This is a genomic window from Nocardia amamiensis (genome assembly GCF_015477605.1).
GTDB classification, from domain to species: domain Bacteria; phylum Actinomycetota; class Actinomycetes; order Mycobacteriales; family Mycobacteriaceae; genus Nocardia; species Nocardia amamiensis_A.
The window spans coordinates 20,763-41,926 of the sequence record NZ_JADLQX010000035.1 but is presented as its reverse complement, the minus strand read 5'-3'; the positions used below and the strand labels follow the sequence as shown (position 1 = coordinate 41,926).

General features: G+C 68.2%; 23 protein-coding genes. 13 read left to right on the top strand and 10 right to left on the bottom strand.

Features of this window, described 5'->3' with window-relative positions; translation table 11 throughout:
- Positions 1 to 42: 42 nt before the first annotated feature.
- The 3 genes from IU459_RS31315 to IU459_RS31305 all read right to left on the bottom strand — a co-directional run bounded on the left by IU459_RS31315 (position 43) and on the right by IU459_RS31305 (position 3,601).
- Positions 43 to 567, bottom strand: a complete 525-nt coding sequence (locus tag IU459_RS31315; RefSeq protein ID WP_195133205.1) for a M15 family metallopeptidase — start codon at positions 565 to 567, stop codon at positions 43 to 45.
- A gap of 741 nt (positions 568 to 1,308) precedes the next feature.
- Positions 1,309 to 1,785, bottom strand: coding sequence for a hypothetical protein (locus tag IU459_RS31310; protein ID WP_228838781.1), 477 nt, complete (start codon positions 1,783 to 1,785; stop codon positions 1,309 to 1,311).
- 139 nt (positions 1,786 to 1,924) lie between these two features.
- Positions 1,925 to 3,601 carry a fumarate hydratase gene (locus IU459_RS31305; protein ID WP_195133204.1) on the bottom strand — a complete coding sequence of 559 codons (1,677 nt, stop codon included), beginning with the start codon at positions 3,599 to 3,601 and terminating at the stop codon, positions 1,925 to 1,927.
- Positions 3,602 to 3,882: 281 nt separating this feature from the next.
- Between IU459_RS31305 and IU459_RS31300 the strand changes: the two genes are divergently transcribed.
- Positions 3,883 to 4,353 (top strand): MarR family winged helix-turn-helix transcriptional regulator, encoded by a 471-nt coding sequence (locus IU459_RS31300; RefSeq protein WP_195133203.1) that lies wholly within the window; start codon positions 3,883 to 3,885, stop codon positions 4,351 to 4,353.
- A gap of 1 nt (position 4,354) precedes the next feature.
- On the opposite strand, the gene mftD is transcribed toward IU459_RS31300, so the two are convergent.
- The gene (gene mftD / locus IU459_RS31295; RefSeq protein ID WP_195133202.1) at positions 4,355 to 5,581 is read right to left on the bottom strand and encodes a pre-mycofactocin synthase MftD; all 1,227 of its coding nucleotides are present in this window, start codon (positions 5,579 to 5,581) and stop codon (positions 4,355 to 4,357) included.
- A complete protein-coding gene (mftE, locus tag IU459_RS31290) occupies positions 5,578 to 6,279 on the bottom strand; it encodes a mycofactocin biosynthesis peptidyl-dipeptidase MftE (RefSeq protein WP_195133201.1) in 702 nt (233 codons plus the stop codon). Before mftE ends, mftD begins: the two co-directional genes overlap by 4 nt.
- Positions 6,280 to 6,343: 64 nt before the next feature.
- On the opposite strand from mftE, the gene mftR reads away from it, so the two are divergent.
- From mftR to IU459_RS31260, 6 genes are all read left to right on the top strand, one after another.
- A complete protein-coding gene (gene mftR, locus IU459_RS31285) occupies positions 6,344 to 6,940 on the top strand; it encodes a mycofactocin system transcriptional regulator (protein ID WP_195133200.1) in 597 nt (198 codons plus the stop codon).
- Between the two features lie 139 nt (positions 6,941 to 7,079).
- The gene (locus IU459_RS31280; protein WP_195133199.1) at positions 7,080 to 7,985 is read left to right on the top strand and encodes an STAS domain-containing protein; all 906 of its coding nucleotides are present in this window, start codon (positions 7,080 to 7,082) and stop codon (positions 7,983 to 7,985) included.
- 12 nt (positions 7,986 to 7,997) lie between these two features.
- Positions 7,998 to 8,387, top strand: a complete 390-nt coding sequence (locus IU459_RS31275) for an STAS domain-containing protein (protein ID WP_040779629.1) — start codon at positions 7,998 to 8,000, stop codon at positions 8,385 to 8,387.
- Positions 8,377 to 8,790 (top strand): ATP-binding protein, encoded by a 414-nt coding sequence (locus tag IU459_RS31270; RefSeq protein WP_195083374.1) that lies wholly within the window; start codon positions 8,377 to 8,379, stop codon positions 8,788 to 8,790. The genes IU459_RS31275 and IU459_RS31270 overlap by 11 nt, the downstream gene beginning before the upstream one ends.
- Entirely contained in the window at positions 8,783 to 9,457 is a 675-nt protein-coding gene (locus tag IU459_RS31265; protein WP_195133198.1) for a SpoIIE family protein phosphatase, read from the top strand. Before IU459_RS31270 ends, IU459_RS31265 begins: the two co-directional genes overlap by 8 nt.
- The gene (locus IU459_RS31260) at positions 9,454 to 11,736 is read left to right on the top strand and encodes a SpoIIE family protein phosphatase (protein ID WP_195133197.1); all 2,283 of its coding nucleotides are present in this window, start codon (positions 9,454 to 9,456) and stop codon (positions 11,734 to 11,736) included. The genes IU459_RS31265 and IU459_RS31260 overlap by 4 nt, the downstream gene beginning before the upstream one ends.
- A gap of 50 nt (positions 11,737 to 11,786) precedes the next feature.
- On the opposite strand, the gene IU459_RS31255 is transcribed toward IU459_RS31260, so the two are convergent.
- Genes IU459_RS31255 through IU459_RS39845 form a run of 3 tightly spaced genes read right to left on the bottom strand, consistent with a single transcriptional unit; the run spans position 11,787 to position 13,936 of the window.
- A complete protein-coding gene (locus IU459_RS31255) occupies positions 11,787 to 12,746 on the bottom strand; it encodes an acyl-ACP desaturase (protein WP_195133196.1) in 960 nt (319 codons plus the stop codon).
- Between the two features lie 9 nt (positions 12,747 to 12,755).
- Positions 12,756 to 13,187, bottom strand: coding sequence for a pyridoxamine 5'-phosphate oxidase family protein (locus IU459_RS31250; RefSeq protein ID WP_440446546.1), 432 nt, complete (start codon positions 13,185 to 13,187; stop codon positions 12,756 to 12,758).
- Positions 13,188 to 13,195: 8 nt separating this feature from the next.
- Positions 13,196 to 13,936 (bottom strand): sigma 54 modulation/S30EA ribosomal C-terminal domain-containing protein, encoded by a 741-nt coding sequence (locus tag IU459_RS39845; protein ID WP_324199099.1) that lies wholly within the window; start codon positions 13,934 to 13,936, stop codon positions 13,196 to 13,198.
- Between the two features lie 387 nt (positions 13,937 to 14,323).
- Between IU459_RS39845 and IU459_RS31240 the strand changes: the two genes are divergently transcribed.
- Together IU459_RS31240 and IU459_RS31235 are read left to right on the top strand one after the other, a co-directional pair.
- Entirely contained in the window at positions 14,324 to 15,097 is a 774-nt protein-coding gene (locus IU459_RS31240) for an MBL fold metallo-hydrolase (protein ID WP_228838780.1), read from the top strand.
- A gap of 225 nt (positions 15,098 to 15,322) precedes the next feature.
- Positions 15,323 to 16,354 (top strand): DUF2293 domain-containing protein, encoded by a 1,032-nt coding sequence (locus tag IU459_RS31235; RefSeq protein WP_324199098.1) that lies wholly within the window; start codon positions 15,323 to 15,325, stop codon positions 16,352 to 16,354.
- Positions 16,355 to 16,361: 7 nt separating this feature from the next.
- Here the strand turns inward: IU459_RS31235 and IU459_RS31230 are convergent, their stop codons facing one another.
- Positions 16,362 to 17,054 (bottom strand): helix-turn-helix transcriptional regulator, encoded by a 693-nt coding sequence (locus IU459_RS31230; RefSeq protein WP_195133193.1) that lies wholly within the window; start codon positions 17,052 to 17,054, stop codon positions 16,362 to 16,364.
- Positions 17,055 to 17,183: 129 nt separating this feature from the next.
- Between IU459_RS31230 and IU459_RS31225 the strand changes: the two genes are divergently transcribed.
- From IU459_RS31225 to IU459_RS31210, 4 genes are all read left to right on the top strand, one after another.
- Positions 17,184 to 17,696 (top strand): DUF2231 domain-containing protein, encoded by a 513-nt coding sequence (locus IU459_RS31225; protein WP_195133192.1) that lies wholly within the window; start codon positions 17,184 to 17,186, stop codon positions 17,694 to 17,696.
- Positions 17,697 to 17,726: 30 nt separating this feature from the next.
- Entirely contained in the window at positions 17,727 to 18,146 is a 420-nt protein-coding gene (locus IU459_RS31220; RefSeq protein WP_195133191.1) for a hypothetical protein, read from the top strand.
- A 4-nt stretch (positions 18,147 to 18,150) separates the two neighbouring features.
- Entirely contained in the window at positions 18,151 to 18,747 is a 597-nt protein-coding gene (gene folE, locus IU459_RS31215) for a GTP cyclohydrolase I FolE (protein ID WP_195133190.1), read from the top strand.
- 168 nt (positions 18,748 to 18,915) lie between these two features.
- A complete protein-coding gene (locus IU459_RS31210) occupies positions 18,916 to 19,812 on the top strand; it encodes a bifunctional DNA primase/polymerase (RefSeq protein ID WP_195133189.1) in 897 nt (298 codons plus the stop codon).
- A gap of 494 nt (positions 19,813 to 20,306) precedes the next feature.
- Here IU459_RS31210 and IU459_RS31205 read toward each other — a convergent pair whose 3' ends face one another.
- Positions 20,307 to 20,915 (bottom strand): TetR/AcrR family transcriptional regulator, encoded by a 609-nt coding sequence (locus tag IU459_RS31205; protein ID WP_195133188.1) that lies wholly within the window; start codon positions 20,913 to 20,915, stop codon positions 20,307 to 20,309.
- Positions 20,916 to 21,164 lie beyond the last annotated feature (249 nt).

The window sequence follows — 21,164 nt, the reverse complement described above, 5'->3', positions numbered from 1 at the left end:
CGCGACACAGGTGGCTGGGAGACGGCTGGATCGCCGGTACGGCTAGCGCACGCTCGCGTCCGGCTTCATCGGCGGGCAGTCCGCGCCCGGCAGGGTGGCCAGTTCGAAATGCCACCACTCGTTGTCGAACATCCGGCACAACCCCCACCGATGACCGTTCGTCTCCAGCCACTGCGCGCCCTGCCGCGGACCGACGTCGATCGCCTCTCCGGAGACGTGCGTCGACTCCTCCGGCGGCAGCACCCAGCGACGCGCGCCGTCCGGGCCGTAGGTCGCCACGCCGTCCTCCCATAGCGCCTGCTGCTGGGCGGGTGTGCGGTATCCGGACGTGATGGACAGCGGCACACCCTGCGCGTGCGCCTCACGTTCGGCGAGCGTGTACGCCAGAGCCAACGCGGGCTCGAGCCCCTCGGTCCCGGTCGCGGAGCCCACCGACTCCCGCTGATCTATGCCGCGCAGCTCGGCCTGCGCCTGCCCCGCCAGAACGCCGGTCGCGACCAGCGCGGGCAGCACCGCCACCGATAGTCGCTCCAGCAACCCACTCCGACCACGATTCCGAAGCACCATGCGCCGATGCTATCGTCCGCGGTCGAGTATGCCGGGTATGCCCCGGTTTGCCGGAAGCGAAGCCTCGCCGCACTCCCTAGCGGCCTTCCCGGCGCGCGCGCGGCACGTCATGACGGCAACCGAGATGGCGACCGTCCGCCGCTCGGCGGCTCGGGTGCGCCCGGCCATCCCCAAGGAAGACTGTGGACAACATTCAGCGAATTCCACAGCGAACAGCACTACTTCACATGATAGCGATCTGTTATGCCCGATATGTGCCCAATTATCCTCAGGCGGCAAATATTTCGCTCACGTGGAAGATCTGCTGTCCACAATCTATTCCAGTGTTGTGGATCACGGTGGAAGTACTGGAGCTATCACTCCCGAATTGCCGGAATGCCCAGTACTTCCGGAGGAATCCGCGGAGCCTGCACGATCACGTCAAGGCGCATCCGGGCCATTCGCAAGCGGCTTTCCATCCTCGGGAGGCATTCCGTTCGACCCGAATTTCACACTTCATCCCCATGCGGAGATCGCGTCCGGTGCCTTCGTGGACCCGCAGCAGCGACGAACGTGCAGCGCACGAAATACTTTGCTCCCCAAGCGCCGTGAAGGGCAACAGGGCCGACGCACCGCGGACGGCTACCGGACTGCGCCGGCTAGCCGTCCGCGCGTGACGTGACACTGTGCACAGGGTGTGATCGTTTCCACATTTCGCTCCACAGTATGTGAAGACCTATCGCACCGGACAATCCGGCCGAATCACGCCTGCGCCGGACCGTCCAGTACGCTCCGTCGCATCGCCGCCGCGGCTACTCGGAGCCGACCGCGGCGAATCGCTTCCAGCGCTTGCCGATTGCGTCCGATCCGGTCCAGGATCTCGCCGCCGTGCGCGCGGGCGTAGGCCAATGCGATCTTGATCTTGCTCGTGTGCAGATCCGACTTCGCGCTGAGCACCGCGATGCGGCGCTCCACCGGGCCGTCCAACTCCCGTAGCCGCGCAACGACTTCCCAGATGTCGGGTCCGGCGGCCAGCGCCGCGCGCCGATCGTGCAGCGGGCCGCGGAACACGATCCCGGGATGGTCGAGCTGATCCACGCCCTCCCGGATCAGCCGATCGAGCAGGACAGCGCAGGTCGTTCCCTCGCGCGCGGCGCGGTCGGCCAACCGGCGCGCGGCCGGTTCCGACACGAACACCGACGTCGGCACCGGCCTGGACTTGTTCCTGGATGTACTCATTGCCACTCCTCGAGCCGCATCGGTACCGGAATCAACGACGTACTGCGCTAAGGGTGCCCTGTGCGACGGCGAGGCCACCCCGGCGATCGGGGTGACATCACCGTGTCCGCGGATTGCCGCCTGCGAGCGGAAGGTCGGCTCAGACGCGTTCTTTGGAGCGGGTGCGCACACGCAGCGCGATGGGCTTCTGCGTCTCGGCGAAGAAGTCGTTGCCCTTGTCGTCCACGACGATGAACGCCGGAAAATCTTCGACCTCGATCTTCCACACCGCTTCCATGCCCAGCTCGGCATACTCCAGCACCTCGACCGACTTGATACAGTCCAGCGCCAGCCGCGCGGCGGGCCCGCCGATGGAGCCGAGGTAGAAGCCGCCGTGTTCCTTGCACGCCTTGGTCACCTGTGCGGAGCGGTTGCCCTTGGCCAGCATGACGAACGAGCCGCCCGCGGCCTGGAACTGGTCCACATAGGAGTCCATCCGGCCCGCGGTGGTCGGGCCGAACGAACCGGACGCGTAGCCCTCCGGCGTCTTGGCCGGGCCCGCGTAGTAGACGGCCATATCGCGCAGGTAATCCGGCATCGGTTCACCCGCGTCGAGCCGCTCCTTGATTTTGGCGTGCGCGATATCGCGCGCCACCACCAGCGGCCCGGTCAGCGAAAGCCGGGTCTTCACCGGGTATTTCGAGAGTTCGGCGCGAATCTCGCCCATCGGGCGGTTCAGGTCGATCTGCACCACGTCGCCGCCGAGAATGGCGTCGGTCTGCTCCGGCAGATACTGCGCGGGCTCGCGCTCGAGCTGCTCCAGGAACACACCCTCCGGGGTGATCTTGGCCAACGCCTGCCGGTCCGCCGAGCACGACACCGCGATCGCCACCGGGCAGCTGGCGCCGTGCCGGGGCAGCCGCACCACCCGCACATCGTGGCAGAAGTACTTGCCGCCGAATTGCGCTCCGATGCCGAAGGACTGGGTCAGCTTGAAGACCTCTTCCTCCAGTTCCACGTCGCGGAAGGCGTGCGCGGACAGCGATCCCACGGTGGGCAGGTTGTCCAGATAGTGCGCCGAGGCGTATTTGGCCGTTTTCAAAGCGAACTCGGCGCTGGTGCCGCCGATCACGACCGCGAGGTGATAGGGCGGGCAGGCCGCGGTACCGAGCGAGCGGATCTTCTCGTCCAGGAACTCCAGCATCCGCGTGGGATTCAGCACGGCCTTGGTCTCCTGGTACAGGAACGACTTGTTCGCCGAACCGCCGCCCTTGGCCATGAACAGGAACTTGTAGGACGGATGCGCCGGATCACCCGCGGTGGAGTACAGCTCGACCTGAGCGGGCAGGTTGGAACCGGTGTTCTTCTCCTCCCACATGGTGATCGGCGCGAGCTGCGAATAGCGCAGGTTCAGCTTGGTGTAGGCGTCGAACACACCCCGGCTGATCCATTCCGCGTCATCGACACCGGTGAGCACACCCTCGGACTTCTTGCCCATGACGATCGCTGTGCCGGTGTCCTGGCACATCGGCAGAATGCCGCCCGCGGAGATGTTGACGTTCTTGAGCAGATCCAGCGCGACGAAGCGATCGTTGCCGCTGGACTCCGGGTCGTCGATGATCTTGCGCAGCTGGCCCAGGTGCGCGGGCCGCAGGAAATGACTGATGTCGTGCATCGCCGTTTCGGTGAGCAGCCGCAGCGCCTCCGGCTCCACCTGCAGGAACGTGCGCCCGTTGTGCTCGAACGTGCTGACTCCCTCGGTGGTGAGCAATCGATACGGGGTGTCGTCGGCGCCGATCGGCAGCAGATCTGAATAGCGGAAGTCCGGCGCGGTCACCAGTCGCACTCCTTCGGATGGGCCCGGGCGCCATGAGCGGCCGGGCTGGTCACGAGCACAGCGAGCCTAGCCACCACCGCGCGCCGCACCGCTGGTTAGGCAACCCTTTCTCGGACAGTTGGCCAAGAAAGGTTGCACGTTCAACCCCGGTGATGCTACCTCTCATCTCTGAGAAAGGCGCTCGGGCGTCCGATCGCCCGGTCGCGCGCAAGACTGTTCGCGCGCCGCACGCGGCGCGGCCGAACGGTCGTTGTGATCACGTCAGAGTTTGGAGCGCTACCGTGACCGATCCCCATTGGCTAGATGAGGTCGAGATGCGCGCCTGGGTGGGTTTCGTACGCACCCGCGATCTCATCGCCGCGGCGGTCGGGCGGGATTCCACCAGGGAGTCCAACCTCACCTACGTCGAATACTCGGTGCTGGCCTATCTGGCCGACGCCCCGGACCACCTGCTCACCTTCGCCGATCTGGCGGCCGCACTCGAGTGGTCGCAGAGCAGGCTGTCGCATCAGATCACCCGCATGGAGAAGCGCGGCCTGGTCGCGCGGGAGCCGATCCCCGACGACGCCCGCCGCACCGCCGCGCGGCTCACCCCGCGCGGCGCCGAAGTGCTGACCGGCGCCGCGCCCGCGCACGTGCAGAGCGTGCGCAGGCACATGATCGACGTCCTCGATCGCCGGCAGCTGGCCGCCCTGGCCGATATCTACGACACCTTGCTCGCGCATCATCGGCGATCGGCGACCAAAGGCTGATTCAGGCGGGCGCAGCCTCCGTACGATCGCCCGAATGGCCTGCCGCACCGGCTGTTTCGGGCACTCCGAGCGCGAGTTCGAAACCGGCGGGCACCACCACGTCCGAGCGGTCCAAATCAGTGATGCGGGTCTTGCGCAGGCCCAGCAGCGCCGAATCGATGCCGCCGCGCAGGATGTCCAGCACGTTCTCCACGCCGGCCTGCCCGTTCGCGGCCAGCCCCCACAGGTAGGCCCGCCCGATCAGCACCGCTCGCGCACCGAGCGCCACCGCCTTCACCACGTCGCTACCGCGGCGGACGCCGCCGTCGAGCAGCACCTCGATCTGCGAGCCCACCGCGTCGGCGAGCACCGGCAGCGCGCGAATCGCCGCCGGTGTGCCGTCGAGGTTGTTGCCGCCGTGGTTGGACACCGAGATCGCCGCCACACCGGCGTCCACCGCCCGCAGCGCGTCATCGACCCGCATGACGCCCTTGAGCAGCACCGGACCGTCCCATTGCGCGCAGACCCACCGCACGTCCGCCCAATCCGGCGCCGACGTGCCCATCCATTCGCCGTAGGCGCCGAAGAAGCCGGGTGCGGGGCCGTCACCGACGGTCATGTTCGGGGCGGTCAGGTCCGGGATGCGGCCCGAGCGCACGTAGGTGGCCAGCCAGCGCGGCCGCGCCAGGGTCTGCGGTGCGAATTTCAGCATGGTGCGCAGGTCGAGTTTCTCCGGAATGACCGGGCTGCCCCAATCGCGCCCGTGCGAGAACGACCAGTCCAGCGTCAGGATCAACCCCACCGCCCCGGCAGCCTTGGCCCGCGCCATCCGCTGCAGGATCTCGTCCTTGCCGCCGCACCAGTACAGCTGGAAGAAGGTGGCCGGGTTGGCCGCGACCACCTCTTCGATCGGCTTGCTGGCGAACGAGCTCAACCCCATCGCGATACCGCGTGCGGCCGCGGCACGCGCGACGGCCACCTCACCGTCCGGATGAACCGCCTGCACACCGGTCGGAGAGATCAGCACCGGCATCGACAGCTGCTGGCCCAGTACAGTCGTCGACTGATCGCGCTCGCCGATCGGTCCCGCGACATGCGGTGCGAAACCCAGTTCGGTGAACGCCTTCTGGTTGTCCTCGATGGTCTGGCCGCGCTCGGAACCGGCGATCAACGCGCCGTACACCGATTTCGGCAGCCGCTTCTTCGCCCGCCGTTGCGCTTCGGCGACGGTCTCGAACCACGGATTCATGTTCCGGTCCTTTCCGCAGAGTTCTCCGGCCACCAGAGCCGGGTTCGGTCGATCAGGTCGGTGCCCAGGTGATCGAGCAGGGCCGCGCCTTCTGTCTCAGTCGCGCCCGCCGGGTCGCCGAGCACGCCGTTGGCGCTCACCGCGCGTACGCCCGCGGCGCGCAGCACAGGCAGCAATTCGGCGAGCGGGCGCTGGTCCCCCGCCGCGGCCCGGTCGCCACGCACCCGACCCGGCGCGAGCGCCAGCTGGAGCGCGGTCTCCGACCGCCCGGCGTGCAGGTCGCCGTCGAAGCGCGGCAGGTAGACCCGCACGTCGCGGGACTCGGCGCGCAAAAGATCCTTCGCCCGGCACAGCGGTTCGACATTGCCGCCGTGCCAGTTCACCAGCAGGATGCGGTCGAAGGTGTCGGTCGCCGAGCGGCACAGCTCGACCACGAGCAGCTCGAGCGCCGCCTGCCCGATGGAGAGCGTGCCGGGGAAACCCGCGTGCTCGCCGCTGGCGCCGTACGGAATCGCCGGCCCGACAAGCACATCGGGTCGCGCGGCGGCCAGCCGTGCGCACAGCGCCCCGGCGATGTCGGTGTCGGTGGACAGCGGCAGGTGCGGGCCGTGCTGCTCGGTCGCCCCGACCGCGATGGCGAGGATCGCACCCGCAGCGGCTCGCTCGCCCGCCTCGGGCCAGGTGAGATCCGCCAACATGCGGCGAGATTATCGTCAGTCACTGACATAATCAAGAGCCGTGACGGCCGAGCAGAATCAGACGATGCGGCAGAACCGGACTACGCGCGGACGCCCACGCGGTACCACCAAACGCGAGCTCGAACTGATCGCCATGCGGCTGTTCACCGAGCAGGGCTTCGACGAGACCACCGTCGAGCAGATCGCCGCCGCCGCAGGCATCAGCGGGCGCACGTTCTTCCGATACTTCCCCACCAAGGCGGAGGTGCTCTGGTACCAGTTCGACGATGAGGTGGCCGCACTGCGCGCGGCCTTCGCCACCGTCGCCGACGAGGTCCCGATGATGACCGCCGTACGCCGAGTCGTGGTGAACGCCAACCGATATCGCGCCGAGGACGTCCCGGAACTGCGCACCAGGATGCAACTGGTCGCCACAGTTCCCGCGCTGGCCGCCACCGCGGGCGCGCACTACGACGCCTGGGAACGCGCGGTGAGCGCCTTCGCCGCGGGACGGCTCGGTGAACCCGAGGACGGCCTCATCCCACTGGCGGTCGGGCGGACCACGCTCGCGGCGGCCCGAGCCGCGTTCGACGCCTGGCTCGCGCGCGCCGACGCGGATCTCACCGTGTATTTGGACGAGGCGCTGGCAGCGCTGGAACGCGGGTTCGCTACGGTGCCGTGAGGACCACCACATCCGAACAACAGGCGAAGAACCGGCAGGTTTCGTCGGCGACCCGGGTGGGGTATGACTAGGCTCGGAATCGGCTAGCAGCCGAAGCACGAAGATCCCGACTCAACCGTCGAAAGGGGCTGGAATTTCCATGTCCGAGGTGTCCATGGGCCTTTCGGCGGACTCGCTGCCCGCTGGGACGATCGACAACCTGCTGCCTCAGCTCGTCGAACATCTGCGCCAGAATCGCACCGCGCTGCGCGAAGAATGGGCCCGCCGCATCGGTGACGCCCAGTTGCTTTCCGCCATGACCCCGGAGGAAATCTTCTCCGAGGCCACCTCGGTCTACGACAACTACGTCGAGGTGCTCGAGACCGGTAGCGCCGAGGCGCTGCAGGCCTACGCGCGCGATCTGTCCGAACGCATCATTCCCAGAGGCGTCGAGACCGATGAGGTCATCGGCATCGTTCTGCTGCTGCGTGACGTGCTGGCACGCTCGCTGTTCGAGAAATACCAGGCCGACTTCGACTTGCTCAACGCGGTCCTGGACGCGTACGAGCCCGCCGCGAACCGCATCGCCAACACCGTGACCGTATCGTTCGTGCAGGAACGCGAGCGCGTCATCCGGCAACAGCAGGAAGCCATCCGCGAGCTGTCCACCCCGGTGCTGCAGGTTCGTGAGCAGCTGCTCATTCTGCCGATCATCGGCGTGCTCGACTCGCAGCGCGCCCGTCAGCTCACCGAACAGCTCCTGCGCGCCATCCGCGCCAATCGCGCGAAGGTGGTCGTCATCGACATCACCGGTGTGCCCGCGATCGACTCCACGGTGGCCAATCACCTCGTACAGACCGTCGACGCGTCCGGCCTGATGGGTGCGAACGTGATCATCACCGGCCTGTCCTCGGAGATCGCGCTCACCCTGGTGACCATCGGCTTGGATCTGTCGAAGATGAACGCGGTCGGCGACCTGCAGGGCGGCATCGAGGAGGCGGAGCGCCTGCTGGGCTATGAGGTCTCCCGTGTCACCGAACGGTTCACCGAACGCGACGGCCGCTGATCAGGCGGGCACATGCCGGTTCCGATTCTCAAACAGGGCACGTATCTCATCGCGTCGGTGCAGTCCGCGCTGACCGACGCCGATACCGAGCGTTTGCAGGACGACCTGATGAAGCAGGTCAGCAAATATCGGGCACACGGCATCATCGTCGATGTCACCGCGATCGACGTGATGGATTCGTTCGCCGCGAGATCGTTGCGTACCATCGCGCACATGACGCAGCTGCGCGGCGCCGAAACGGTGATCGTCGGCCTGCAACCAGAAGTCGCGTTCGCCATGGTGCAGCTCGGTCTCACCTTCGAGGACATGCACACCGCTCTCGATCTGGAAGAGGGACTCGCCTGGTTGGACCGCAAGACCCCAGCCCGTCGCCAGCGAGACGGTCGTGACAGTGGCCGCTGAGAACGTGGTGATCGCGGTCAGGGTGTCCGGGGACATCGTGACCGCACGTCAGGCCGGACGCGAACTGGCAGCAAAGCTCGGATTCACGCTCACCGATCGAACCATGATCTCCACGGCGATCTCCGAGATCGCCCGCAACATCACCAGTTACGCCGGTAGCGGCGAGATCCGTTTGCTGGTCGATGACCGAGAAGGGCGCCAAGCGCTGGTGGTGCAGGCCGAGGATCAGGGGCCCGGCATCCTCGACATCGCTCGCGCGCTGGAGGACGGCTACTCCACCGGGCGGGGTCTCGGGCTCGGCCTGCCCGGCGCCCGTCGGTTGATGGACCGGCTCACCGTCGACTCGGCGCCCGGCCGCGGCACCCTGGTGGAGATGTGGAAGTGGGTGCCCAACGGTGCATGAGGACGGGCTCATCGGCCGGATCGAGTGGGCGGTGGCCGGTCGCGCACTGCCCGGTCAACAGGTATCCGGTGACCGCGGCGTCGTCCTCGACGCCGGCGGGGGCACAGCCCTTTTCGCCGTCATGGACGGGCTCGGGCACGGCGCCGCCGCCGCCGACGCGGCCGACCGCGCCGTACGGGTGCTCGCGGAGAACCGCGCCGAACCGCTCGACGTGCTGATGGTGCTGTGTCACCGCGCGATGGCCGACACCCGTGGGGCGGCGATCTCGCTGGCCCTGTTCGACGAGGGCGACACGGTGCGCTGGCTCGGCGTCGGCAATGTCGAATCCCACATTCTCACCGCGGGTCCCGCCGGTTTGACCGTGCGCGCCACCGTGCTGCTCACCGCGGGCATCGTGGGCTACCGGCTGCCTGCGAACCTGCAGCCGCAATCCGTGGCCGTCCGCCCCGGCGACCTGCTGCTGATGTGCACCGACGGCATCGTCCCCGAATCAGCCTCCGGTATAGACCTTTCCAAGTCCACCGCCGAGATCACCGCGGAGATCCTCACCCGGCACGCCAAGGACACCGACGACGCACTCGTGCTGGCCGCCCGGCATCGCGGTGCGGGCAGAGCGCCGGGGAACGCGGTCATGGCGGAGCCGCGCGGCGGCGAGGCGCAGACATGAGCGGCCTGCTGGCCGATTTCCTGGACGCCTACGCGGACGCGCTACGGCGGCACCTGCATTCGCCCAGCCAAGCGGGTCTCGCCGAAGGGTACGAACTCGGCAGGCGTGCGCTGGTGGAGGGCATCAGCCTGCTCGATCTCACCGAGAATCACTTCCGGGTCGTCCAGCAGGAACAGCAGCGGCACGACGTCGCGGAAGGCGGCGAGTCCGAGAGCCGCGTGCCCGAGAACGCGCTGGAATTCCTGTTGCAAACCCTGGTTCCGTTGGATATCGCCACCCGGGGCTATCTCGACGGCACCCGCCGGTACGAGCAACAGCGTTCACGCGCAGACGATCTCGCAGGCCGGGACGCCTTCCGCACCGCGCTGGTCGAATCGCTTCAGGACGGCTTCTTCGTCGCCGACGCGCACGGCACCATCATCGAGGTCAACACCGCCTTCGGCGCGCTGACCGGCTACGGCGCCGCTGGCATCCCCTATCCGCTGCCGCATCCGTGGTCGAGTCCGGAGGGCACGCGCTACCCCGATCTGGGCACCGAGGCGCAGCGTTTCGTCATCCCGATCCGGCATCGCGACGGGCGGAACGTGTGGCTCGCGGTCAGCACCAGCGCGCTGATCAAGCCGGACGGCAATGAGCGGATCTTCGTCGGCACCATCCGCGATGTGACCGCCGAACACGATGCGCAGGCTCGCGATCAGGCGGCCTCCCGGCTGGCGACCGCGGTGGGCGCGGCGACCAGCGTGGTCGAGGTGCTCGCCGTCGGGCTCGACGAGCTGCGCCGCACCGTGGGCGCGGAGACCGCGGTGGTGGCGGTGTGGCCGAGCCGCAATGCCGCACCCGAGGTGTACGTCTCCGGCGCGGGCGCGGACGGTGCTTCGCACAACGGCGCCGCTGCCCTCGACGACCGGTCGCGCGCGCTGCTGGACCGGGCCAGGCGCAGGCCGCCGCGCAGCCTGCTGGCCATCCCCGACGGCGCCGAGAGCTCCGAGGGCATCGTCGCGCCGCTCGGTGAGACCGGCGATGCCGCCATGTGGTTGCGTTTCGCCGCTCCCCGCGCGATCGGCGCGGCGGACTGGACGCTGTTCTCCCTGTTGATCGGCCACCTCAGCCTCGCGGTCCAGCGGGCGCGCAACTTCGACCAGGCGCGCGCCACGTCGCTGACGCTGCAACGCGCCATGCTCGGCCCGATCGAGCTTCCGCCGCGCTTCTCGGTGCACTACGAGCCCGCGCTGCCGCCGCTGGAGATCGGCGGTGACTGGTACGACGTGGTGCCGTTGCGCGACGGAACCATCGGCGTGGTGGTCGGCGACTGCGTGGGTCGTGGCCTGTCCGCCGCAGTGGTGATGGGCCAGCTGCGGACCGCGGCTCGTGCGCTGCTGCTGCGCGGCGCGGGACCGGCGCAGCTGCTCGCCGAACTCGACACGGTCGCCTCACGCATCCCGGGCGCCATGTGCACCACGGTGTGCGCCGCCGTACTGGACCCCGTGCGCGGGTTGGTGCGCTACAGCAGCGCCGGACACATGCCACCGATCCTCGCCGATGTCGGCAGTACCGGCAGGCTGCTCGAAGGAGGCCGCTCGGTTCCGCTGGCGACGTTCGACACGCCGCGCCGCCCGGAGGCCACAACGGCCGTGGCGCCCGGCTCGACGCTGGTGCTGTTCACCGACGGACTGGTCGAACAGCGCGGCGTCGACATCGATGAGGGGTTCGCCAAGATCGCCGCGGTGCTCGCCGACACGTCGGGACGGCTGCCGCGCGAGGTCGCCGACGCGGTGCTCTCCCGGCTGCGGCCCGCGGCCGGATACGACGACGACGTGGCCATGGTGGTCTACCGCCAGCCGCCGGCACCGCTGCGACTGGACGTGCCCGCGCACGCGGACGAGCTCGCGGTCCTGCGGCGCACGCTGAAAGGCTGGCTCGCCGCCGCGGCGGTGCCGCACGACTTGGCTGCCGATCTGGTCGCCGCGGCCAACGAGGCGTGCAGCAACAGCATCGAGCACGCCTACCGCAACGGGGACGCCGGACGGGTCCTGCTGGCGGCCACCTGCGATATCGACACCGTCGTGATCGTGGTCACCGACACGGGCGACTGGAAACCGCGCGCCTCCGATCGCGGCTATCGCGGCCGCGGCATCGACATGATGCGCGCACTGACGGAAGAACTCGACATCGACCACTCCGGACCGGGCACGACGGTCCGGATGTCGGTGACACTGCCCGCGATCACCTTCCCCGTCGCCAACCCGCTCCGCGGCACGAACCGGCGGCTTCCCGGCTGATCGTGCGTTACTAGAGTTTCGCCCTCGCCGCGGCGCACGCGATGATCACGTCAGGAACGCGCCCGCTCCCGTGCCAACGCGCGGTCGCGCTGCTCTTCGAACCTCGGGATCTTCACCCGCTCGAGGTCGTCGACGAAGGCCGCGAGGCGCTCCCGGACCTGTTCACCGCGGGGGCCGAAATCGACGCGGTCGAAGACATTCCACTGCCGCAGCACCGGCGCCACCACCTCCTCGAGGTGCTGTCGCAGGTCGTAGACGCCGTGCTTGGCCATGAGCACACCATTGCGGCGGAAGTCCGGCATGCCCGCGCCGGGCATCCGGAAGTTCCGCACGATCGTGTCGATGGCCTCGATGGCTTGATCGGGCACCAGATCCAGCGCCGCGCCGCACATGGTTCGGTAGAAGACCATGTGCAAGTTCTCGTCGGCGGCGATGCGCTGCAACATCCGGTCGGCGATCGGATCGTCGCACACCTTCCCGGTATTGCGGTGCGTCACGCGGGTGGCCAGCTCCTGGAAGCTCACATAGGCGACCGAATGCAGGAAGCCCGCACCGCTGTCCACCTCGGCCGGGGCGATACCGGAGGAGAAGCCGTTGGTCATGTGGACCATCCGAGCTTGCTCCAGTGCCACCGGATCGACACCGCGGGTCACCACGAGGTAGTCACGAATCACGGTGCTGTGCCGCATCTCCTCGGCCGTCCACCGGCCCACCCAGGTGCCCCAGGCGCCGTCGCGGGAGAAATTCTCCGAGATCTCCCGGTGATAGGAGGGGAGGTTGTCCTCGGTGAGGAGATTGGTGATCATCGCCGCCTTGGCGACTTCCGACAGCCGGGACTGTCCGGGTTCCCAGTCGACCCCGCCGAGCATCGCGAAGTCGCGGCCGCGGCCCCAGGGGATGTAGTCGTGCGGATGCCAGTCCTTGGCCATCGCGAGGTGCCGATGCACGCATGTCTCGGCGACGGGCTCGAGTTCGGCCAGAAGTTCGCGTTGGGTCAGATCACGCACCAACGGTTTTGCCTACCTTTCGTTTTCGATGATTCGGATGCCAGTGACGATGTCGGGTTCGATGGCGATCACCGTGTCGGTCATGCTGTCGACCCATGGCCGCAGCAACTGCTCGTAGTGGGCGGCGCGGGCGGGATCGGTGACCGGGTGCGCCAGACCGACCACGACAACCGACCACCCCAGATGCCGGACCGGATCGATCTCGTCGGCCTCGTAAGCGACCACCACGGGGGAGTTTCCGCGCACGGCAGTGGTGAGCCCGGACGAGAGCCGGGTCCGCACGATGATCGCGCCGCGGTCGTCGACCAGGTGATTGACCGGACGGACAGCAGGCAAGGCGTTGCGGGTGAAGACCACTCGCCCGATCGGCACCCCGGCCAGTAGTCGCATCGCTTCCGCACGGTCGAGCGCGACGGTCGCACGGGTCCTGGAACCCTCGGTGATTCGCTCGGTCACGGGACGGCCCGCCTCGGGCCGGAGCCGCACCCGCTCTGCGCGGGAGTCACCAGGGTCAGGTCCCCGTCGTATCGCCGCAGCAGCAACTTCCCGCGCCCGGTGACGGGATCGGTGAAGAACAGGAACGGCAGGCCGTATCCGCACAACCGTCGTGCTGCCTCGGCCTCGGTAAAACATTGTGGGAGGCGTGGATTCATCGCCAGTGCGACCGTCGTCCCACGCTGCGGCGGTTGCAGCCGATTTTGCCGCGCCAACCGCACTCCGAGCGGACCACCCCAGTAGACAATGGCGTCCTCGCCGGTCTCGAGGTCGGTGAACAGGTGTGCGTCGTAATCCCGCGCATCCATCACACGAGTGGCCGCATCGGGATCACCGACCAGAAGTTCGCATTCCTTGCGCCGCACAATAGGGCGCGGTGAGGTGACCGAAACCTGCTGCGGCCGTGCCGGATCCGGCCACATCCGCCGACCGGACGCATCGGTCAGCCGAGTGAGCGTCCGGTCGAGCCGATCGGCGACGAATGTCGCGATGAACCCGGGGGGACCGGCGACCTGCACCCGGATCGGCGTGTCTCGATCATCGATATTCACCTGTGCCAGCACCGGACCCGCGACAGCCGGCGGGCCCGTGAACCTGGCCCTGGCCGTCTCGTCGATGCCACGGCATCGCATCACACGCTCGATCGAGCGCACTGCCCTGGCGATATCGGTCGAGTCGACCGAACCCTTCGCCCGCACTGTCACCACCGACGCGGCTTCAGCCGATTCTAATTCGGAAGTACTCACCCGGCACCGACTCGCTTTCCGTTCCGGCGATCACCAATACGACCCTGGCGAATATCCCCGGATCGGCGAGTCCCCGAGTAGGGCCGAAAGTCCTCGCGCCGAATGACCAGCGAAACGCTGAAGCCCGATCCGGGCGCGGTCCACGACGAGCGCCCGCGGACTGCTCGCTGGAAGTACAGGCGCCCGCCGCGTCAACGGGCTATGCCTTGCCTCCGGACCCCCCGCCTGTCGTAGTGGCGATCCGCGGGTAGGGTACCGATCGGACGGCGGCATGGATTGGAGCGGACTGTGCATGTCCATCATTTGGACGCCGGGGGGACCCGTCCTTTTGGAGGCCGGTTGTTCGACGGCCGGCCGGGGGTGCTGCGCGAGGCAGACGGAGCGTGTCATTGCCTGTTGATCGAGCACTCCGCTGGATTGGCACTGGTCGACACCGGCTATGGCGAGCAGGCAATGGTGCGGCCGGATGTCTGGGTGGGCCGGAAACTCATCCGGCAATCGAACCCTGTTCTCGACCGCCCGATCGTCCGACAGATCGAGGAACTGGGGTTCTCCCGTAATGATGTCCGAGACATCATCGTGACGCACCTCGATCTCGATCACGCAGGCGGCCTCGCCGATTTCCCGCAGGCGACCGTGCACGTTCATCAGGCCGAACTGGACGCTGTCGGAGGACCGTTCGGTCGCCGGGAAAAGTTCCGGTATCGGCCGGTGCAATTCGAGCACGGCCCCAAGTGGTCGGCCTACGGGGAGTCCGACAGCCGTGACGAGGGCTGGTTCGGTTTCCAGGCGGTGCGCGAGTTGCGGGGTCTGCCACCGGAAATATTGATGGTTCCGCTGGCGGGACACACACGCGGTCATGTCGGCGTCGCCGTGGACACCGGTTCCGGCTGGCTGTTGCACGCAGGGGACGCATACACCTACCACGGCCAGATGGCTACGAAGCCGTCAATGCCCATTGGGACGCGGATCTTTCAGTGGTACGTGGACACTCGACGCCGGGCACGGATCGAAAATCAGCGCTGGTTGCGGGAACTGGCTCGCGATCATCGTGACGCGGTGACGGTGTTCTCGGCGCACTGCGCCACGGAATTCCAGCGGCTGCGCCAATAAACTTGCGGTCTCACATCGTCGCCGAGGGAGTGCGTCAAGCCACCACACCGAAACCGGAAGGCTTACGGGGTGTAGGGGTCGGCAATCCGCTCGGCCACCGATCGCGGTCGCGGCTCACCCCCGGTGCGGCGAACACCGACTGGATACGCACCATGCCCGACCGTCGCGATTCGACCGGCGGCCGATCACCGAGTTCCCCCTCGGCATGCGCTAGGGTTCGGACCCGTGTCCAAGCTGAGGCGGCGTGTGGTCGAGGCTGCGGAAGGGGCGCTGGCCCAACGCAAATACGTGTCGGTAGTCGATGTATTCGCCGTTCTGGGGTGGGTGCGATCCAGTCAGGTCGATCGCTGGCGGCAGGGACAGGTGCGGTCGTTGGAGCAAGTCACGGCGGTGGACGGGCGGCGAATGCACGAGGCGGCGGAACTGCTGACCGAATGGGCCCGCGAACACGGGCTCACCGCGAGCACCGCCGCGTATCTGTCGAGCGGGCGCGATCGCGAGGCGCTGCAGTTCGTCGACAACGGCGACGACGCGGTGTTCCGGGTGCATTGGCTTTCGGCGGAACTCAGCCCGGCGCGGCGCGAACAGGTCGTCCAACGCCAGAACCGGACCCCCGATCTGACGGTGGTCGAGGCCGCGGAGCCGTGGACGTGCGCCGAATGCGCCGAGACCGGCCCGTATCTGATCACCTCCGCGGCCGGACCGCTGTGCCTGACCTGTTCGGACCTCGACCATCTCGAGTTCCTGCCCGCCGGGAACGCGGCGCTGAGCCGGCGCGCCAAGAAGGAGAGCACCCTCGCTGCCGTGGTGGTCGCCTTCAACCGGCGACGCAAGCGCTACGAACGGCTGGGCATCCTTGTCGAGGAGGCGGCCCTCACCCGCGCCGAACAGCAATGCCTGGCCGACGAGGAGGCCCGCTCCCGCCGCCGCGAACGCGACCGCGTCCGCCGCGCAGCCCAGGACGTCGAATACCGCGCCCGCATGTCCGAGGAGATCCGGCGGCTGTTTCCCGGCTGCCCCGGCGACCGCGCCACCGAGATCGCCGAACACGCCGCCGTCCGCGGCAGCGGCCGGGTGGGCCGCACAGCCGCCGCCAAGCTTCTGTCCCCCGAAGCGCTCACCCTCGCCGTCATCGCCTCGATCCGCCATCGCGACACCGACTACGACCAGCTTCTCATGACCGGCATCTCCCGTCCGGAGGCCAGGGCCCGGATCCGTCCCACCGTCGACCGCGTCCTCGAAACCTGGCGCGGCTGAGGCATCGTCAGGTTGGCGCACGCACTTCGACGCAGCATTCGCCCACCCGTGGTGCGAGGACTGCTTGCACGCTGTCGGCGCCGAGGCCGGTGAGTATGCCGGAGCAGAACGCATGGTTGAGCCCGCACACCAGCTCGGGAGCGGTGTTCGCCAGCGGGTGGAACGGGCAGTTGCGCATCCGCACGCACGTCGGGGCTGCACGGCTGGGTTCGAAGCCGTGCCGGGCCAGCATGCCTTGCACCAGGGTCAGGGCGCGCTCGGCCCCGAGCCGACCGGGTCTGACCCGTTCCCGCTCGGCGTCACCGAGTTCCTCGCCGCGGCGCTGCGCGACTCGCATCGCCGCCTCACGCGCAGTTTCGCCGTCACGCTCACCGAGCACGGCGCCCATCAGGATCTCGGCGAGCACGTCGTAGCGGCGTTCGGGAATGCTCACTCGCACATCGGCGTCGGTGGGCTCATACACCTTCGGGGCGCGCCCGACCCGGCGCACACCACCGGGCGCCTCGTACCGGGCACGTAGCAGTCCCGCGTCGACCAGCTTGTCGAGGTGGAACGCGGCCAGCTTACGGGAGATCCCGACCTCGGCGGCGGCCTCGTCACGGGTGACCGGCCGACGCGCCTGACGGATGAACCGGTACATCCCACGCCGCAACTCGTCATCGAGGGCGGCAACGGCACCGATCGCCGATTCATTGCTCACCCCACCATCATAACGCCGATCATGTCAGGCATAGCCCGATTGGTACCCGATCAACATGGAGCATCTTGACCTCCGCGCCAATTACACCAATAATATTTGGTATTATTCGAGTCGAAACGGAGGTGTGTGGTGAACAGCGATCCGCCGCAGGCCAAGCAGCCGGTCAGCGCGGTGCTGGCGGGGCCGTACGGACACCCGTTCCACCCGATCCTGGTAACCGTCCCGATCGGCGCGTGGGTCGCGAGCCTGGTATTCGACCTCGCCTCCCACGTGGTCGAGGACCCGGCGTTCCTGGCCGAGGGCGCGCAGTGGCTGATCGCGATCGGTGTGCTCGGCGCACTGGCCGCCGCGTCGGTCGGTTTCCTGGATCTGCTGGCCATCCCGACCGGCACCCCCGCTTTCCGCACCGGCGTGGTCCACATGAGCCTGAATCTGGCCGTGACCGCGGCCTTCATCGCGGATTTCCTGTGGCGGCGATCCAGCGAGGACCCACACAGTCCGGTGCAGGCCGGGCCATTGGCGCTTTCGGTGGCGAGTGTGGTCGTGCTGGCCGTTTACGGCTATCTCGGCGGAAAACTGGCCTACCACTACGGCGTGCGGGTGGCCGATGAAAACACCCAGGCCGCCGGCTTCCGGAACTGAATCCCGATCTGCACTTGTGAGGAGCACATCTTGGGTATCGCGGCATTGATCACCTGGTTGTCGACCGCCGTCGGCGGGTTCGTCCTGCTCGGCACCTGGATCGCCAAAGGCGGCGGTCGGCAACCGAGTACGACGCACTTGCCACCGCCGGTGGTGTTCGGCCACTTCCTGCTCGCCGTCGCTGGCCTCGTCGTCTGGATCGTGTACCTGGTAGCCGACTCCGACGCGCTGGCCTGGATCGCGTTCGCGCTGCTGGTTCCGATCGCGGCGCTCGGATTCACCATGCTGGCACGGTGGCTGCCGGTCTACCGCGACCGCACCACCGCCACGGATCGGAATCCGCCTGCCGAACGGCATTTTCCGGTCGCGGTCGTCGGCGGGCACGGCGTGTTCGCCGTCGCCACCGTCGTGCTGGTGTTGCTGACCGCGCTCGGCATCGGCGGGAGCTAGCCTCATGTCACGCCCCGCTCTACGTGTCATCCACGAACCGGTCAACACCGTCGACCTTGCCGCCGCCGAACAGGCCGCCGGTGAGTTCCTCACCGCGCTCGGCGTCGGGCTCGATGACGAACACCTGCACGCCACCCCCGGCCGGATGGCCCGCGCCTACGCCGAACTGTTCACCCCACGCCCGTTCGACCTGACCACCTTCCCCAACGACGAAGGCTACGACGAGCTCGTCCTCGCCCGCCGCATCCCGCTGCGCTCGGTATGCGAACACCACCTCCTGCCGTTCGTCGGTGTCGCCCACGTCGGCTACCTCCCCGGCGACCGCATCCTCGGGCTCTCCAAACTCGCCCGCATCGTCGAGCACTTCTCCCGCCGCCCACAAGTCCAGGAACGACTCACCAAACAAGTCGCCGACTGGCTCGCCGAACACCTGCAACCCCAAGGCGTCGGTGTGGTCATCGAAGCCGAACACACCTGCATGACCCTCCGCGGGGTGCAAGCCGCCGGCACCACCACCGTCACCTCGACGCTGCTCGGCACCCTGCGCGAAGACGCCCGTTCCCGGCAGGAATTCCTCTCCCTCACCGGAATCGCACCCTGACGGCCCACAACCCCGCTGACGCCTGACCCGCACCTCACCGGCCACCGAGAACCACCCTCGGATGCCGGGTCGGCCGGTGCTGCTGTTCACGCAGTTTCTCCGTTCACCGATCGACCCGGCTTCAGCGGGCCGAACCGGGATGTCCGCCCTGCGTCCTACCCTGGGTTCATGAGTGCCGCATCAGCCGCGCGCACCACCCTGAGGCGGGCGGCCCAAGACGCCGCCGCCCGCGGCTTCTGGGTATTTCCCCTCGGCCCGGGCTCCAAGAAACCCGCCCTGCGCAGACGCAACTGGAAGGACCTGGCCACCCGCAACCCCGAGGTGATCGCCCGCGCGTGGCGGCGGGCGGCGTTCAACATCGGCATCGCCTGCGGTCCGAGTCGCCTGCTCGTTCTCGATCTCGATCCCAGCCACGGCGAGCCGCCACCACCGGAGTGGGAAGGCGCCCGCCACGGCCGCGATGTCCTGGCCCGGCTCACCGCCGCCCACCGTGTCCCCTACCCCATCCACACCTACCGGGTCGCCACACCGTCCGGAGGTGAGCACATCTACTTCACCGCCCCCGAGGCACCGGAATTGGGTAACAGCTCGGGCCGGCTCGGGTGGCGCATCGATACCCGCGGCGCCGGCGGTTACGTCGTCGCCGCCGGATCGGTTCTTCGCGGCGGTGCCCCCTACCGCCTGCTCGACGACAGGTCTCCGGCTCCCCTGCCCGACTGGCTGATCACCGCCCTGACACCACCACCCCCTCCGCCCCCGACCACAGTGCACCTCGCCGAAGTTCGCGTGGACGCCTATGTGCATGCCGCGCTGGTCGCGCAGTTCGAGCGGATCGTGGCCGCACCCCGAGGGCAGCGCCACGACACCCTGCTGTCGGCCGCTGGTTCGATCGGCCGCCTCGTCGGCGCCGGGATGCTCACCCGCGACGACGCGCACCAAGTGCTGCGTGGGGCCGCCGACAGCCACATCGGCATCGACGGGTTCACCGAACGCGAAGCCGAACGCGTGATCAGCGACGGCCTCGACTTCGGCATCGCCCGCCCCCGCCGCATCGACCTGCACTGACACCCCTTCGCCCCGGCTCCTCCCACGCCGATGGCGGCATCCACGCCGAATTCGTCCCGGCTACCTGTCCTTCCGCGGCGGCGCGGAACGCGGCTCGTTCCTCGACCTGGTATGGCACTTCGTGCGGGGCGGGAGCGGATGTGCTGCGCATCAGGGTTGCCGACAGCGCGGCGGGCGAGGTACTGCACGGCCGGGACCTGCTCCGGCACGCCGGTCTCGAACCGGTCGACAGCGCGCCACAGTGGCTGAGCGAACGCGCGAGTGGGTACCGCCGGTAGCCCCCAACCGCTTCGGCTCACCACGCTGGACACTCGGCGGAACCTACCGAATCGGCCTGACCCATACCGGCGACAGCTGGCTCATCGACACCGTCGTCATGACACCCCCTGGGCCGACGGCAACGAGGAGATCCTGACACTCGCCGCCGCCGGATCCGTGTTCGCCGAATCGTGACGATGGAGGTCGCGGCCGACCGCGCCGTCGGCACAGCCTGTTCAGCCCTGCGCGCCGCCCTGCCGGGCAAGGTCGTGGCGGCGAGCCGGCATCGGGTCGGGGCGTTCACCTGTGAGGTCGGTCTGGATGACCGGGGCGAGCCAGGAGATGACCTCTTCGCGTGGCATCGAGACCAGTGGCGGGAAGGCCAGTACGTACCGGCACAGTGCCATGCCCAGCATCTGCGATGCCGCCAGCGCGGCCCGGACCGGCCCGTCGCGGGGATCGTCGCTCACCCGGGCGATCACCGGCTGCAGCTGCGCGGCCAGGATCGAGCGCATCCGTTCGGCCACCGCGTCGTTGGTCACCCCGGCGCGCAACAGGATCAGCAGGGCCTCGTCGCGCTCCCAGCGCTCGAGAAAGTGGGTGACCACCGCGGCGCCGATGCGTTCACGTTCGATCGCGGCCAGATCCGGCAGTTCCAGGTCGAATTCGACCGCCGCGGCGAACAGCCGCTCCTTGCTGCTGTAGTAGCGCATCACCATGGCCGGATCGATGGCCGCGTCGGCGGCGATCGAGCGGATGGTGGCGCGGTCGTAGCCGTCCGCGGCGAATCGCTCGCGGGCCGCGGACAGGATGGCGGCTTTGGTCTCCGTCGAGGACCTTCTCATGCCAACAAGTGTAGACAACAAACGTTGACATTTGCCGGAACGGTGCTGTCGACGGCACGATTCCAAGGTCACTCGCGGCATGCCATGTACCGCGTGCAACCGGTCCAGCTGACCGATCATCGTCTCGTCATCTCCCACAGTGGTGTAGCGGGCCTTCTCGGCGATGTCGCTCCATACGTTTCGATACCCCGGCGTCAGGTCGTCGGGAATCCGGTGGGACCCGAGCAAGGTGTCCAAGATCGAATACGG

Coding starts and splice junctions, on each gene's coding strand:
- IU459_RS31280 (WP_195133199.1), top strand. CDS start 7,080: ATGTCCGAGGTGTCCATGGGCCTTTCGGCGGACTCGCTGCCCGCTGGG.
- IU459_RS31260 (WP_195133197.1), top strand. CDS start 9,454: ATGAGCGGCCTGCTGGCCGATTTCCTGGACGCCTACGCGGACGCGCTA.
- mftR (WP_195133200.1), top strand. CDS start 6,344: ATGCGGCAGAACCGGACTACGCGCGGACGCCCACGCGGTACCACCAAA.
- mftD (WP_195133202.1), bottom strand. CDS start 5,581: ATGAATCCGTGGTTCGAGACCGTCGCCGAAGCGCAACGGCGGGCGAAG.
- IU459_RS31275 (WP_040779629.1), top strand. CDS start 7,998: ATGCCGGTTCCGATTCTCAAACAGGGCACGTATCTCATCGCGTCGGTG.
- IU459_RS31315 (WP_195133205.1), bottom strand. CDS start 567: ATGGTGCTTCGGAATCGTGGTCGGAGTGGGTTGCTGGAGCGACTATCG.
- IU459_RS31205 (WP_195133188.1), bottom strand. CDS start 20,915: ATGAGAAGGTCCTCGACGGAGACCAAAGCCGCCATCCTGTCCGCGGCC.
- IU459_RS31310 (WP_228838781.1), bottom strand. CDS start 1,785: ATGAGTACATCCAGGAACAAGTCCAGGCCGGTGCCGACGTCGGTGTTC.
- IU459_RS31210 (WP_195133189.1), top strand. CDS start 18,916: ATGAGTGCCGCATCAGCCGCGCGCACCACCCTGAGGCGGGCGGCCCAA.
- mftE (WP_195133201.1), bottom strand. CDS start 6,279: ATGTTGGCGGATCTCACCTGGCCCGAGGCGGGCGAGCGAGCCGCTGCG.
- folE (WP_195133190.1), top strand. CDS start 18,151: ATGTCACGCCCCGCTCTACGTGTCATCCACGAACCGGTCAACACCGTC.